The 15,854-nt window shown below is 44.3% G+C and carries 13 protein-coding genes; all 13 read right to left on the reverse strand.

Annotated features, from left to right (window positions below; genetic code table 11):
- Positions 1-35: 35 nt before the first annotated feature.
- From ftsZ to mraZ, 13 genes are read right to left on the reverse strand one after another with little or no spacing between them, the layout of a single operon-like run.
- Entirely contained in the window at positions 36-1,700 is a 1,665-nt protein-coding gene (gene ftsZ / locus IH598_04400; GenBank protein MBE0637738.1) for a cell division protein FtsZ, read from the reverse strand.
- A 51-nt stretch (positions 1,701-1,751) separates the two neighbouring features.
- Positions 1,752-3,050 (reverse strand): cell division protein FtsA, encoded by a 1,299-nt coding sequence (gene ftsA, locus IH598_04405; protein ID MBE0637739.1) that lies wholly within the window; start codon positions 3,048-3,050, stop codon positions 1,752-1,754.
- Positions 3,047-3,844, reverse strand: a complete 798-nt coding sequence (locus IH598_04410; GenBank protein ID MBE0637740.1) for a hypothetical protein — start codon at positions 3,842-3,844, stop codon at positions 3,047-3,049. The genes ftsA and IH598_04410 overlap by 4 nt, the downstream gene beginning before the upstream one ends.
- Positions 3,841-5,241, reverse strand: coding sequence for a UDP-N-acetylmuramate--L-alanine ligase (locus IH598_04415; GenBank protein ID MBE0637741.1), 1,401 nt, complete (start codon positions 5,239-5,241; stop codon positions 3,841-3,843). The genes IH598_04410 and IH598_04415 overlap by 4 nt, the downstream gene beginning before the upstream one ends.
- Before the next feature lies 1 nt (position 5,242).
- Entirely contained in the window at positions 5,243-6,364 is a 1,122-nt protein-coding gene (gene murG, locus IH598_04420; protein MBE0637742.1) for an undecaprenyldiphospho-muramoylpentapeptide beta-N-acetylglucosaminyltransferase, read from the reverse strand.
- Positions 6,351-7,550, reverse strand: a complete 1,200-nt coding sequence (locus tag IH598_04425) for an FtsW/RodA/SpoVE family cell cycle protein (protein ID MBE0637743.1) — start codon at positions 7,548-7,550, stop codon at positions 6,351-6,353. Before IH598_04425 ends, murG begins: the two co-directional genes overlap by 14 nt.
- A gap of 12 nt (positions 7,551-7,562) precedes the next feature.
- A complete protein-coding gene (murD, locus tag IH598_04430; protein MBE0637744.1) occupies positions 7,563-8,924 on the reverse strand; it encodes a UDP-N-acetylmuramoyl-L-alanine--D-glutamate ligase in 1,362 nt (453 codons plus the stop codon).
- A 12-nt stretch (positions 8,925-8,936) separates the two neighbouring features.
- Entirely contained in the window at positions 8,937-10,193 is a 1,257-nt protein-coding gene (locus tag IH598_04435; GenBank protein ID MBE0637745.1) for a phospho-N-acetylmuramoyl-pentapeptide-transferase, read from the reverse strand.
- Complete coding sequence (locus IH598_04440) at positions 10,193-11,668, reverse strand: UDP-N-acetylmuramoyl-L-alanyl-D-glutamate--2,6-diaminopimelate ligase (GenBank protein MBE0637746.1); 1,476 nt, start codon at positions 11,666-11,668, stop codon at positions 10,193-10,195. The genes IH598_04435 and IH598_04440 overlap by 1 nt, the downstream gene beginning before the upstream one ends.
- Positions 11,669-11,675: 7 nt before the next feature.
- Positions 11,676-13,796 carry a transpeptidase family protein gene (locus IH598_04445; GenBank protein ID MBE0637747.1) on the reverse strand — a complete coding sequence of 707 codons (2,121 nt, stop codon included), beginning with the start codon at positions 13,794-13,796 and terminating at the stop codon, positions 11,676-11,678.
- Between the two features lie 11 nt (positions 13,797-13,807).
- The gene (locus tag IH598_04450; protein ID MBE0637748.1) at positions 13,808-14,185 is read right to left on the reverse strand and encodes a hypothetical protein; all 378 of its coding nucleotides are present in this window, start codon (positions 14,183-14,185) and stop codon (positions 13,808-13,810) included.
- A gap of 14 nt (positions 14,186-14,199) precedes the next feature.
- Positions 14,200-15,093, reverse strand: coding sequence for a 16S rRNA (cytosine(1402)-N(4))-methyltransferase RsmH (gene rsmH / locus IH598_04455; GenBank protein MBE0637749.1), 894 nt, complete (start codon positions 15,091-15,093; stop codon positions 14,200-14,202).
- A 2-nt stretch (positions 15,094-15,095) separates the two neighbouring features.
- Positions 15,096-15,560 carry a division/cell wall cluster transcriptional repressor MraZ gene (gene mraZ / locus IH598_04460; protein MBE0637750.1) on the reverse strand — a complete coding sequence of 155 codons (465 nt, stop codon included), beginning with the start codon at positions 15,558-15,560 and terminating at the stop codon, positions 15,096-15,098.
- Between the last annotated feature and the right edge of the window lie 294 nt (positions 15,561-15,854).

Raw genomic sequence — 15,854 nt, forward strand, 5'->3', positions numbered from 1 at the left:
TAAATCAATGATTTAATTCGTTTACTAATGCCGGATCAATCAGGTTTATTGTGGAGAAAAGGGATATCATTCGATTTGATCTCCGCATTATCCTGATCATCTTCCCCAAGCGTGTAGCGGGTTATTGCAGGTTCTGCTGAAGAAATCACAGGGTTAAGCTGAACATTGCGACGTTGATAGGCTGGTACCTTTTCCATCTCTTCAATTTTATCCATCACTTTATTTGATAAAAGACTCAAGCTTTTAAGCTTCTCAACACGATCGCCAGCCTTTTTGTCCATCAGGCTTTTTTGCATCCGATTCTCATCATTTCCTGCTGGCTGCTGATTGAGTGGAATCAAGTCCCCAACAGTGTGTTTGATTTTAAGCGATGAATTTTTAAGTGGGCCTTCGCTGAATGGTCTGACCGGGACGTGCTGGCTAAGATTGCCATTTCCAGCCGTTGCATCCTGGGTGGATTTTTCCATTTTTTCGAATAAGCCAAGGTCGAACTCCTGAGGCTCTTCCGAGGTGTTGGGGTCATCTTCCTTGTTCTCTTTTGACTCTGGTTTAATGAGGGTAATTTCGGTGATAGCAGTGGTTTCTTTTACACCGACAAAAGTGATTTCCTCAATAGTTTCAGTTTGGGTCTGCTGCTTTGGCTCTGGTTCAGCAGCCACTTTTTTCTCATTCGCAGTTGGCAGACTATCGCCAAGACTGTAAATCTTTTTCCTTTTCTCGCGATTAAGGGTGTTTTCATCAATTTCATCCGGTGATTTAAAACCTGTGGCAATGAGGGTGATACTTATTTTATCACCCAATGTTTCATCGTACCCGTTACCCCATATTACTTCAGCACTTTGGCCAGCTTCCTCCTGGATATAGTCGGTAATTTCGGTCACCTCGTCAAAAGTAATTTCTTCCTTGCCCGATGAGATGTAAAGTAAAATGTTGCTTGCTCCAATAATCTTGTTGTCGTTGAGCAATGGAGAGGAAAGTGCCTCTCTGACGGCAGTTCTTGCACGGTCGGGGCCTTCGGCCAACGCGGAACCCATGATAGCTGTGCCGCTGTTTTGCATTACGGTTTTCACGTCTTCAAAGTCAACGTTGATATAGCCTGTCACCGTCACCAATTCAGCGATACCTTTGGCAGCAATGGTCAGAATGTCGTCGGCACGCCCAAAAGCTTCGGAGAGTTTCAGGTTTCCGTGTATCTCCCTGAGTTTTTCATTACTGATAAGCAGTAACGTGTCCACATGTTGTTTTAGTTCTTCAATCCCTTTTTCAGCCTGAAGGCGTCTTTTACGGCCTTCAAAGTTGAAAGGGAGCGTTACGATAGCCACGGTGAGAATACCCATTTCACGGGCAAGCTGCGCAATCACAGGCGCTGCGCCGGTACCGGTACCCCCGCCCATCCCTGCAGTGATGAACAACATTTTGGTATTTGATTCCAGCGAATTTTTGATGTCCTCGATGTTTTCTTCGGCTGAAACACGGCCAACATCAGGAATCGACCCCGCTCCCAGTCCTTTGCTTCCAAGCTGGATTTTGTTTGGTACCGGACTGATATCCATGGCCTGTGAGTCGGTGTTGCAGATAATGAAATCAACACCCTTGATTCCCTGTTTGAACATGTGTGTAACAGCATTGCTTCCGCCGCCACCCACGCCGAGAACTTTGATTATTGATGCCCTTTGCTTTGGAGCATCGAATACTAACATGTCATTCATAGTTTTGCTTCTTTTAAGTTTTTATTGTTGTATTTATGTTTCTTATTCCTGGTCATTTTCGAAAAAATCCTGGATTTTTTTCAAAAAACTGACAGGTTTACGGGCTTTTTTTTCCGCTTTTTCTGTTTTTTTTGTTTTTGAATTTGGTCCATCGCCAGGCACTTTTTCTTCGCGTTCCAGTTGTCTCTCAAGGCGATTCACACCTTCAAGCACGAGTCCGATTCCGGTTGCATGCATCGGGCTTGCCATTTCATCGGGAACATCACCGGCCAGGTATTCGTTGGGGTAACCTATCCGTGTATCCATCCCGGTCATAAACTCTGTGAGTTGTGCAACATGCCTGAGCAGTGCGCCACCGCCGGTTAGTACGATACCGGCAATCAGTTTTTTTTCGTATCCCGAATTTTTTATTTCGTAGTAGATGTGTTCAATGATCTCTTCCATACGCGCCTGGATGATGCTGGCCAGGTTCTTCAGGCTGATCTCTTTTGGTGGTCGGCCGCGCAGCCCGGGAATGGCCACTATCTCTTCATCTTTGTTTTCGTTGGCAAGGGCTGATCCAAACTTTACCTTCAACTCTTCGGCGTGTTTTCGGATGATGGAACAACCTTCTTTCACATCTTCTGTAAGCACATCCCCACCAAACGGAATGACCGCCGTATGACGGATGATTCCATCCTGAAAAATGGCCAGGTCGGTGGTTCCACCGCCAATATCCACAAGGACAACACCAGCTTCCTTTTCCTCATCGCTTAGCACTGCATGTGAGGATGCGATAGGCTCGAGGATAAGGTCAACAACCTCCAACCCTGCTTTTGTAACGCATTTATAAATGTTTTTGGCTGCAGTGGTTTGCCCGATGATGATGTGGAAATTGGCTTCGAGTGAGTTGCCAAGCATACCTATAGGTTCGCGGATACCCTGCTCGTTGTCGATGATGTAATCCTGCGGAATTACATCAATGATCTCTTCACCCGGGTTCATGTTTAGGTTGAACATACTTTGCCACAATGTATCAATGTCTCCCTGGCTGATCTCAACATCACTTTTCTGACGAATAAGCCCTCCCCGGTGTTGCAGGCTTTTTATGTGCTGTCCGGCGATTCCGACATTCACATATCTGATCTCAACTTCTGATGTGGCCTCGGCCTCCTGCACCGCCCTGCGGATGGATTCCACGGTTAGTTCAATGTTTGAGACCATCCCGCGTTTCACACCGATGGATTCGGTGCGTCCATATCCCAGGATTTCTATTTTGCCATATTCCGAACGTCTTCCAACGATGGCGGCTATTTTGGTTGTTCCAATGTCGAGTCCGACTACGATGTTTGATGTATTCATTGTATTGTATTTTTACAAACCACCTGATCTTTATATTTCAAATCAATCACATTATAATGCTCTGTTGTGTCTAGTTTAGGCATTCCAGCCTGGTAGTAGGCAAGTAGGTTTTCGAGTTTGTGATCCAAATCACTCACATTTCCAATCAGGATGATATGGTCACCGGTGGATGGAACCAATTCGATTTCTTCAAGCTGATTGACAAATATCTGTTCGATGCTGTGCCTGAATACAGAATGTGCAGCGAGCTTTCCAGCCAGGTATTGAATTTGTGGTAAGATGGATTTGGCTTGTATCGGGTTGTTCAGCCCTTTGTATCTCAGTTTGGCGCCGGGGTCAGGTATATCAGGAATATAGCCGTTGGCAACCAATATTTTTGGGATGAAGGTCTTGCTTATTGGCATCACTTCGCCCTCTGTACCCAAGTAAAAATTGTCCCCCTTTTGATTTACTACCCTCACCAGTGCTTCACTTCGGCTCAACTCCACTTTAATTTGTCCGGTAAGTGATTTTATTACCTCTGCTTCGCGGATGTATGGGTTGTTGTTCAGTGTTTCTGCAATCTTTCCGGTGTTGATGCTGTCGAGGTAGCGGCCCTCCAAAGGATTATAAAGCTGCTGGATAATTTTCAGAATATCCTGTTCATTAATAAATTCCTGTTGATTGTTGTCCTCCAGGATGATAACAGCGCCGGTACAGGTCACTTTTTTCTGCTCTGCCACCGCAAAGCCGAAAATAACCATAATTCCGGCAAAAATGACAATCCAAACGGTGATGATTAATATTTTTTTCATGGCAATTCTTGTTTTGAGGTTTTACGATTAATCATTTCGAGCATCGGCTCCACAAGGGTATCAATGTCGCCGGCGCCGATGGTCAGTACCACCTCAAAATCGTGATGCAACAAATAGTAGGGAACTTGTTCCTTCTGCATCAGACTTTTGTGATGATGACCTATTTTATTGAAAATCATGGTTGAACTCACTCCCTCGATGGGTTTTTCGCGTGCGGGGTAAATGTCGGTAAGGATGACTTCATCCAACTGACTGAGACTATCGGCAAAACCATCAGCAAAATCGCGGGTCCTGCTATAGAGATGTGGCTGGAAGATGCCGGTGATTTTTTTAAATGGAAAAACAGATTTTACCGACCGGATCAACGCATTAATCTCCTCGGGGTGATGGGCATAATCGTCAATGTAAACGATCATCCCGTTGTTAAACTGCAGGTCGAAACGTCTTCGAACACCTTCGAAAGTTGTCAGCCCGCTTCTGATTTCTGCTTCGCTGAGCCCGGCCTGCAGAGCTAAAAATGAAGCAGCCACCGCATTTTCGATGTTGACAATGCCGGTTGGTTTCATCGTAAGTTCGTCAATCGTTCCGTCAGGGGTAACCAGGTCAAATTGCATTTTGTGTTCATCCACCTCGATGTGTCGGGCGTAAATGTCGGCGTTCAGATCGTCAAACGAGTAACTATATATTCTTTCTACCGGAATTTTAGACAGATTCAAAGGCAAACCAATTTTTACCAGCAGTATTCCTTCAGGATCAATCTGCCCGGCAAAATCATCGTAGGCTCTGACTAATTCATTTGCAGTGCCGTAAATGTCCAAATGATCGGCATCTACGGCAGTGATGACCGCCATGTAAGGCTTCAAATTTAAAAATGAACGGTCGAACTCATCGGCCTCAGTAACCATTAACTCAGAAGTTCTTGAGAAAAGAAAATTGGTTTTGTAGTTCTTTGAAATACCGCCAAGCAGTGCGGTACAACCAACAACCGACTGATTGAGCAGGTGGGCTATTGCCGTCGATGTAGAGGTTTTCCCGTGTGTACCCGATACTGCAATTGTTTTATACCGGCTTGCAATTTCACCCAGAATTTCAGCGCGTTTGCTGATTTTAAAACCTTTTTCGGTAAAATAGCGCAGGATTTGATTGTCAGCTTTTATGGCTGGTGTGAAAATAATAAGTGCTGTGTCGGGATTTTTAAAAATCGGATCAATAGCACCGGGAGTATCACTGTAAATCACAGGTATTCCTTCTTGTTCGAGCTCAGAAGTAAGATGGGTACGAGTCCGGTCGTAACCGGAAACAGGGATTCCGCTATGATGGAAATACCTGGCCAGTGCGCTCATCCCGATGCCGCCGATACCAATCATGAAAATATGTGAATACCTGGTATAGTCCATTTTAAACTTTTATCAATTTAATTATTTCATCAGCAATTTTTTGTGCTGAACCTGGTACTGCGAATTTTATGATGTTCGAGGCCAACAGGTTACGCTTGTTCTGATCATTTACCAAATCCAATACAATGTTACCCAGTTGCTCACGGGCATTCTTATCTTCCAGTAAAATTGCAGCATCTTTATCAGCCAAAGCTTTCGCATTTTTAGCCTGGTGATTCTCTGCCGCAGTAGGTAACGGGATAAGAATACAAGGCATCGCAACAGCACTCAGCTCCGAAATGGCTATGGCTCCTGCACGTGAGATCACAAGATCGGCAGAAGCATAAGCCAAATCCATTCGCGTGATGAACTCGTGAATGTGAAAATATTTCCGGAAATCTTCAGGAATTCTTGCATTGATGGCTGTTTTGGCGCTTTCCAAATAAAGTTTACCTGTTTGCCAGATGACCTGAAGGCCTTCATTTGCGAGCATTTCAAGGTTTTCGGCAACACTTTCATTGATTGAGCGCGCACCCTGGCTGCCTCCAACAATCATGATTACCGGTTTCCCCATTTCGAGGTTAAAGTATCCGAAAGCCTCATCCTTTTTACCTTTGATGTCTATCACGCTTTCTCTGACCGGGTTTCCGGTTTTAATGATCTTCTCCGCCGGGAACCAGCGCTCAAGCCCGTCATAAGCCACGCAGATCTTGTCGGCATGTTTGGCCAGCAGCTTGTTGGTAATACCCGGAAATGAATTTTGTTCCTGAATTACAACCGGAATGTGCCGGTTAGCCGCCACTTTAAGGGTTGGTCCACTGGCAAATCCACCCACACCTACAACCACGCTGGGTTTGAATTTCCGGATGATCCGCCCCGCTTTCATCATGCTCGATATCACTTTGAACGGAAAAGACAGGTTTTTCAATGACAAGCTGCGCTGAAACCCACTGATCCAGAGACCTTCGATAGGATAACCGGCCTGTGGCACTTTTTCCATTTCCATTTTACCTAAGGCTCCAACAAATAAAATATCACAACCGGGGATATTTTTCTTCAGGGCATCGGCGATGGCGATGGCCGGAAAAATGTGTCCGCCCGTTCCTCCTCCGGAGATTAATATTTTTATCTTAGGCTGTGGCATGGATTAAATGTTCAGTTTCGGGTTCATCTTCAATATCTATTGACCGGCTCACGCTAAGAATGATTCCTATGCCGATGCAGGAAAACCAGAATGAGGTGCCTCCCATCGACAGAAATGGAAGCGGTTGACCGGTGATTGGCATCAAATTTACAGCAACAGCCATGTTGAGCAAGGCCTGTGTCACCATCATCAGGCTGATGCCTACTACCAGAAAACTTCCAAACCTGGCCTTGCACTTTCGGGCAATTTTTATTGACCTGAAGAGAAGTATCATAAATAGCATGACCACCGTCACACCTCCAATCAACCCATACTCTTCGACGATAATAGCGTAAACATAATCATTAAAAGCCAAAGGCAGAAAGTTGCGCTGAGTGCTTTTACCCGGCATTTTACCCAGCAGACCGCCTTGTGCAACAGCTATTTTTGAATGCAGCACCTGGGGGTTGATTTCTTCAGTGGTATCCTCGCCTCCTGCAAAGGATAGCAGGCGGTTCCCCCATGTAGGAGCCCTGGGCAAAAATCTGAATTCAGTCGAGGGGGATACTTTTGGAATCAGGAAATCAATCATCAAAATCATCAAAAAGCCTGCGATCACAACGCCAACTAATTTGAGAAGATACGCCAATTTAGCTTTCCCAATATAGAGAAAAACCATGCTGACCATAAAAATCATTGCTGATGTTGAAAAATTGGACCGGACGATAAAGCCTGTAACAAGAAGGATTGGCAGGCCAATTTTTAAAAAGAATTCCTTGATCTGCATTTCCCTGAGATCGCTTTTTGCCAGGAACCGTGCTATGTAGAGGATCAATGCCAGTTTTGCCAGATCGAATGGTTGTAATGACAGGCTGCCTATGCCGGGAAGGTTGACTTTAAGCGTTCGGGTGGCAGAATTTAGTTCGGAACCGATAAAAAAAGTTGCAATAAGCAGTGGTATCGATATGGCAAGCATGATCTGCCCAATGCGTGAGTAGTAGGTAAAACGGACATGGTGGGTGATAAAAAGCAGGCCAAGTCCTAAGATCATGATGATTACCTGTTTGAACAGGTAAACCTCCGTCAGTGTTTTTTTCTGGTAGGCCAACGCCTCGGTGGAGCTATAAATGACCAACAATGAGGCAATCGAGAATATGATTGCTATCATCCAGATCACTTTATCTCCTTTCACTGCAAATCTGTTCATGGTTTAAGGGATTTAGAGATTTATAACTGATTTTTTAAATTGGTTTCCACGGTCTTCATAGTTTTTAAAACGATCGAAACTGGCACAAGCCGGTGAAAGGAGCACGGTGTCACCTTTTGTTCCCAGTTTATAAGCCATCTGAACTGCTTCTTCCATTGACGTTACTTCGATGCAAACGCCGGTCAGTTTTGCCAAAGCCCGGATGATCTTTTCATTGTTAACACCAATGCAAATAATGGCTTTTACTTTTTCAGCGATCATGTCGGCCAGCACACCATAGTCGTTTCCCTTATCCTGCCCGCCTGCAATCCAGATCACCGGTTTACTGGCATTTTCGAGCGCCCACCAGGTAGAGTTAATGTTGGTAGCTTTGGAGTCGTTGATAAAATCAATCCCCCTGATGGTTGCCACAAACTCAAGCCGATGCTCCACACCCTGAAAATCGGAAAGGCTTTGCCTGATGGATTCCTTGCGAAGATCCAGAACACGGGCGCCAATGGCAGCAGCCATCGAGTTGTAAACATTGTGCTTACCTGTGAGTGCCAATTCCTGTAAAGTCATATTCATGGTGTCAGATTTTATTATGATGTTCATTTTACTTTTTTCAAAATCAATGGGGTCTGCTTCTAAGAAAGCTCCCTGCGAAATATCTTTAGTTTGAATGGAAAAAGGATAACACATTGCCTTCGGATTAAAAATTTCAAGCCGTGAGGTGATTTCCGGGTCGTCCAGGCAATAAATAAAAGCGTCCTTTTCTGTCTGGTTGCTGATGATCCGAAACTTTGACCGTGCATAATTATCAAAACTACCCTGGTACCTGTCGAGATGATCCGGAGTGATGTTTGTCAGTACAGCAATGTCTGCCTTGAAATCGAACATCCCATCAAGCTGAAAACTGCTGATTTCGAGCACGAGGTAATCATAATCGCGATCAGCAAGCAACATGGCCATGCTGGTTCCCACATTTCCACCCAAACCAACATCCAGGCCGGCATTTTTCAATATGTGCCAGGTGAGCATCGTTGTCGTAGTTTTGCCATTGCTCCCGGTAATACAAATCTTTTTTGCTTTGGTAAATCTTCCTGAAAACTCGATTTCCGAAATCACCGGAATTCCAAGCCCTGTCGCTTTGGCCACAATGCTCATCTGATCCGGAATGCCCGGGCTTTTGATGATTTCGTCAGCCGTAAAGATTAGCTCTTCGGTATGTTTTCCTTCTTCAAACCTGATATCAAACTGTGAAAGAACTTTTTTATATTTTTCGGCTATTGCCCCTTTGTCCGAAACAAAAACTTCATACCCCTTTTTCACTGCAAGCACTGCAGCACCTGCTCCACTTTCTCCACCCCCGAGTATTACGATCCTTTGTGCCAAATTTCATCCTCCTTACCTGATTTTTAAGGTTATCACAGTGAAAATGGCCAGCATAATCCCGACAATAAAAAACCTGAGGACAATCTTTGGTTCGGAGTACCCTGCCAGCTGGTAATGGTGATGAAGCGGAGACATTTTAAATATACGCCGGCCTGCGCCAAATTTCTTTTTGGTGTATTTGAAATAGCTCACCTGCATCACCACCGACAGACTTTCGGCAAGAAAAATCCCGCATAGCAAAGGGATGAGCAACTCTTTGCGCAACATAATGGCAAAAACGGCGATGATTCCACCTATAGCCAATGACCCCGTGTCGCCCATAAATACCTGCGCCGGGTAGGCATTGTACCACAGAAAGCCTATACAGGCCCCGACAAAAGCAGCAATGAAGATTACCAGCTCGCCCGTGTTGGGGATGTACATAATGTTTAAATAACTGGCAAAAAAGATATTACCCGAAACGTAAGCAAACACTGCGAGTGTAGTGCCGATGATAGCCGACACACCGGTTGCCAGTCCATCCATGCCGTCCGTAAGGTTCGCGCCATTGGAAACAGCTGTGATGATCAAGATGACAAAAGGTATAAATATCAGGAAAGCCCAGTGCTGATAACCTTCACCAAGCCAAGAAAGAAAAATCGCATAATCGAATTCATTGTTTTTAACAAACGGAATGGTGCTTTTGGTTGATTTTATGTTATTCGCCAAGTACAAATTCTGAGTTGTTTCGCTGACTTGTAAGTTCTCTGCCATTTCAACAGAATTAATAAATGAAATATCCGTGGTCTTTTCCCTGATGACTATCTGAGGGCTGAAATACATCATTGAACCGACAAAGAGCCCAAGCATCACCTGTCCAAGTATTTTAAACCGTCCGGCCAGCCCTTTTTTATCTTTCCTGAATACCTTGATGTAATCATCGACAAACCCGATAAAACCCAACCAGATCGTAGTAACAAGAATGATAATCACATAAATATTGGTCAAATCAGCAAACAGCAGGGTCGGGACCAGGATGGCGCCAAGAATGATCAATCCTCCCATTGTTGGGGTTCCCTGTTTTTCCATCTGTCCTTCAAGACCCAGGTCGCGGATGGTTTCGCCCACCTGCATTTTTTTCAGATAATTGATCAGCTTCTTTCCGAACAGCAGCGAAATCACCAACGAAGTGATCACTGCCATTCCCGACCGGAACGAGATGTACTGGAACAGCCCCGCCCCCGGAAAGTCATAAATCCTGTCAAGATATCCAAACAAATGATAGAGCATCAGTCGGTGGTTGTTAAATTATGATTCAGATATTCATTTAAAATTTTCCTGTCGTCAAAATGGTGTTTCACGCCATTGATTTCCTGGTAGGTTTCATGTCCTTTTCCCGCAACCAAAATGATATCCCCTTTAAGTGAAATCATCACAGCAGTTTTGATGGCTTCACGCCGGTCGGTAATTTTGATGGCTTTGCGTTTCACAGCGATGTCCAATCCAGCCTCCATATCGGCAATGATGGCTTCGGGAGCTTCGCTGCGCGGATTGTCGGATGTTAAAATGACGCGGTCGCTTAGCTGACAGGCAACCCTGGCAAGGATTGGCCTTTTTAATTTGTCGCGATCCCCGCCGGCGCCGATGATCGTGATGAGGTGCTCATTTCCGGGGCGCACTGCATTGATGGTTTGCAACACATTCTTTAATGCATCCGGAGTGTGCGCATAATCAACAATGGCTGTGATTCCGGCTTTTGAATGAATCACCTGAAAACGTCCTTCAACCGGCGAAAGCCTGCTCAGCTCAGGCAGAACCTCTTCGGGTAAAAACCCTTCAATCCGGGCAACAGCATAAACAGCCATCAGGTTATAAGCATTAAAATTACCTACCAGCCGGCACCACAACTCATGGTTATCAATATTCAGTTGTAATCCTTCAAAGCGGTTTTCGATGATTTTTGCTTTGAAATCTGATGGGCTTTTCAAACTATACGTCATTTTGCGTGCAGCCGTATTTTGAAGCATAATCATACCATTGCGGTCGTCAACATTTACAAGCGCAAAAGCATCTGATGGCAACTGATCAAAGAGTTTCTTTTTGGCTTCGATGTATTTGTCAAAAGTCAGATGGTAATCCAGGTGGTCGTGGGTGATGTTGGTAAAAACTGCACCATGTATTTTCAACCCGCTAACCCGATCCTGGTCGATGGCATGTGAGCTCATTTCCATGAAGCAGTAATCACAGCCCTGTTCAACCATTTTACTTAGGTTTTTACTGATCTGAATAGCATCAGCGGTAGTGTGGGTCGAGACGATGTGTTCCTCTCCAATAAGGTTTTCGATCGTCGAAAGCAATCCGGCTTTGTAGCCCAATGACTTAAATAGGTTGTAAAGAAAAAACACTGTACTGGTCTTGCCATTTGTCCCCGTAACACCAACAACTTTCAGTTTATGGGATGGATGATCGTAGAATGCTGAGGCTGCTTTAGCCAATGCTAAAGCGCTGTTTGACACTTTGATATAAGTGATATTCGGTGAATTTTCGGAAGGGAAATCCTGGCATATTACAGCGGTAACACCTTTATCTGTCACTTCAGTAATAAAACGGTGACCATCAACATGTGTTCCTTTCACGGCCACAAACAGATCTCCAACTCCGGCTTGCCTAGAATCAAATACCAGATTGCTGACAAACAGATCGGTTGTACCTTCGACCTTTTGCACATCAATTCCTCTTATTATGTCAGCAAGATGCTTTTTCATCCTAACATCAGATTTCGAGGGTTAAGTAAATATGATCACCTGTTTTGTACAAATACCCTGGCGCCAGCGATTGCTTTTTCACCAGCCCTTTTCCGTTTATCTTGACTACCAGCCCCATATTTTCAAGCAGGTAAACAGCATCCCTAGCTCCAAGACCAGAAACATCGGGGATAGAATCCGGCCTGGATTCCTCGCTCAGCGGATGGTTATGCCCCGTATTCATGAGGTCGGCATATTCAGCACCCAGGTTTTCTGGAATTTCCTTATGCGGGGCTGTAAACCCTGTGGAATGTGCAATGTAATCGTTTTTGTTCTGCGGGTCAATGTCGTACTCAAATGCATACACCATGTCGGCGATCTCTTTAAAAACCGGCGCTGCAACCTGAGAAGCATAATATGCTCCCTGGTTTGGTTTGTAAATGACCACTATGCACGAAAGTTGCGGATCATCGGCAGGGAAGTACCCAATAAATGATGCATTATATTTACTGATATACCTTCCCCCTTCATTAATTTTAGCAGTGCCGGTTTTTCCGGCAATTTTATAGTCTGCATTGCTGACATTCCTGGCCGTACCCCGTTCAACGGTAGCTTCAAGATAACTTCGTGCCATTGCTATCGTTGTTTCAGAGCAGATCGACTTTTTAACCACTTCAGGTTTAAAGGTTTTTACGATATTTCCACCTTCCCTGATTTCTTTGACAATCATCGGTTTTACCATTTTCCCATGATTTGCTACGGCATTATAAAAGGTGAGCATCTGTAAAGGAGTAAGCAACACCTCATAACCTATTGACATCCAGGGTAAAGTTACAGCCGACCAGTAGTTGCGGTTATCTTTCATAAGCGGGTTCTTGATAAAGGGTGTGGCCTCACCCGGGATATCAATACCTGTCTTCTCAGGTGGAAACATATCCGTAAGTCCTTTATAAAAAACCTGGTTTTTGCCGTTGTAATGATCATAAATGATCCGTGAAACGCCAACATTTGATGAAAACACCAGGCATTCTTCCGGTGTGAGCCAACCGTCGGGGTCAATTTTGTGTGAATCCTTCATTTCCCTGTTATTGAAGGTAGTATAACCGGCGCCGATGTATACCGAGTCAACTTTGTTCATAACGCCATCCTCCATGGCTACCATCATCGAAGGGAGTTTAAATGTGGAACCCGGCTCGAACAGCTCCCCGACAGCCATGTTGTATATTTCCTTGTATTGTCCGTCTTTAGGGTCGAGCATCAGATTTACAATTGCCCGTATTTCGCCGGTTTCCACATCCATCAGAACCACAGTCCCTTTCTCAGCATCATGCATTTTCAGATGATTTAGCAGCGAGTTATGTGCAACATCCTGCAAATAGCTGTCGATAGTGGTGTAAATATCTTTTCCGTTGATCGGCTCGATATTGTTTTCATGCGGAATAGGTTTCCATGCACCAAAAGCCATACGCTGCATCAACTGCCGGCCTTTCGTGCCTTGCAGATATTCATTGAATTGCCCTTCGAGACCAACCACAACTTTTAATGAGTCCACCGGGTGGTCTTTGTAGTAACCGATGGTTCTTTTTGCCAGCATGTCAAATGGATATTCGCGGCGCGCCGACCGGATCGCGATCATTCCGCCACGGTGTTTACCGCGGTTGAAAATCGGCAGCTTCTGCAATTGAGTAAGCTGGTCAAAGGTTACATTGTTTTGGATTAACAGGAAACGATTTCCTTTATTCCGTGCCTCATTCAGCTTTTGTTTGTACTCCCAGTTGGTCATGTCGCCGAACATTTTGGATAGCCCAAGAGCAAGCCAGGTTACACTGTCGTTGAACAGCTGATCATCAATGTGTGGAGAAGAAACATCCATCCTGACCTGAAAAACAGGAATGGAGGTGGCCATCAGGCGGCCATCATTTGAGTAAATGCTTCCCCTCATGGCTTCAATATTATCATCGAAACGAAATTCATGTTGTTCAGCGATTATGTTGAGCTTTGGCGCTTCAAACAATTGAAGTTGGGCTGCACGTAACACAATGGCCATTGCAAAAACCAACATGAGAACATATACAAAATAAAGCCTCCCCATGACACTCTTGCCGGGGCCTGTGTCCACTTTCTGTGGTTTTTCCTGTTGTTTTTTCATGACTAAATTTTTTAGGGTTCAATAAAAAGTTTTGTGGGTGGTCTTTCCAATCGCTTAATTCCAAAAGTCTCCAACTCACCTTCAAGGGTTGAAGGTTGTGTTTTGAGGTTTACAACCGACTTCATCTGGATATAATCGTAATGCAGTTCGATCAGTTCCTGGTTCAGTTTGTTTAATACCCTGATGTTGCGTTCGGCTGTGTAATTGTTCTTTATGTAAATGAGGCCAAGCACTGCCAGAAAAATGATAAAGGGGATGAAACTGGCAAAACTTCCTTTTGCCAAAAAAGATCCATCAAGAAAAGATTGCATCTGCCGGGTCGCAACTCTGGTCTTCTGGCTCTTAGGCTGGCTTTCTTCAGATTTGTATGAATTGGCTTGCTTATTCATTTTAATAAGGGGGATTAAAGTTTTTCAGCAATTCTTAGTTTGGCGCTGCGAGAGCGACTATTCAACTCTGTTTCATTGAAAGAAGGTGTTAGCGGCTTATTGGTCAGGTTTTTAAAAAGTGTAGATTTATTCCCATAAAAATCCTTTTTCACTTCTCCTTCAAAGTTCCCGGTTTTGATGAAATTCTTCACCAATCGGTCCTCGAGCGAATGGTAGGAGATCACTACCAGCCTGCCTCCTTTATTTAACACCACAGCAGTTTGCAAAAGCATCTCTTTCAGGGCTTCTAACTCCTGGTTCACTTCAATACGAAACGCCTGCATCACTTTGGCGTAAAATTTATTCTCCTGATTTTTTGGAGCAAAATGACTGATTGCATCCCTCAATTCTTCAAAATACCTGATTTTCCCCTCCCTCCTCGCTTTAACTATAGCTGAAGCAATTGCTCTCGAATTGGATAATTCTCCATAGTTTCTGAGCAGCGACGTCAGTTCTTCCTCAGGGTAATTATTTACAATGGTCTGAGCCGAAATCTTCTGACGGCGATTCATCCGCAGATCAAGTTCACCACCAAAACGGATTGAAAACCCGCGCTCACGGTTGTCAAACTGATGCGAGCTCACGCCGAGATCGGCCAGGATGCCATCAACAGGCAATGCATTGTAATATTTCAAAAACTGTTTCAAGTATCTGAAGTTATGATTTATCAGTATCAATCGCTCATCATCAATCTTGTTGGCCATTGCATCCTGATCCTGATCGAAAGCCAGCAACCGCCCCTGGTCTAATTTCTGAAGGATCGCCAGGGAATGACCTCCTCCTCCATAGGTCACATCCACGTAGGTGCCTCCGGAATTGATCTGCAGACCTTCAATACACTCGCTGAGCATGACCGGCTGGTGATACATGGCTATTGATTTTGATCGGTTTCCAAACCACCCAAAACCTCCTCGACCAATTGTGCAAAATCCTCGTCGTTCTCCACTTCAACCTCGCGTTCGTATTTGTCTTTATCCCAAATCTCGATGATGCTGATTTGTGACGCAATGACCACAGTTTTGTCAATTCCGGCAAAAGACATCAGATCGTTCGGGATGTTTATCCTTCCTGTAGCATCCAATTCTATGGTTTTGACCCCGGCAAGGAATGATCTTACAACTTTCGCGTTCTTACGTGTGAAACGGGTGAGTTCATTGATCTTTGCAAGCTTTTTATCCCACTCCGGCTTTGGCCACAGTTCAAGACAGGGACTGAAAACGCTTCGCTTAAGGATAAATCCTTCAGCCAATACCGGGAGCAACTCATTTTTGAGCTTTCCCGGAAGTGTCAGCCTTCCTTTATCGTCAACTTTACATTCGTAAGTGGATGTGAACACAGTTTTGGGATTAAAAAATTTACCGCCAAAAGTAATTAATTTCTCCCACAAATTTCCACTGTTAATAACTTTTTTCCACTAATCTCCACCAAATATTTATTTTAATCGACCTCAATGTCTTGCTATCATTGAGTTCTAATACAATATTTAAAAATTCAGAAAATTTGTAGATTTATCTCCAATTTATCGAGCCAGGTAATCAGAATGAAATGCAAATTGAACATCAAAATCGCTTTATTGATCATAATCAATATCATACAAAAAAGAGATGCATCACTGCATTTTAGGGAAAAA

The organism is Bacteroidales bacterium (genome assembly GCA_014860585.1).
In the GTDB taxonomy this organism is placed as follows: domain Bacteria; phylum Bacteroidota; class Bacteroidia; order Bacteroidales; family 4484-276; genus RZYY01.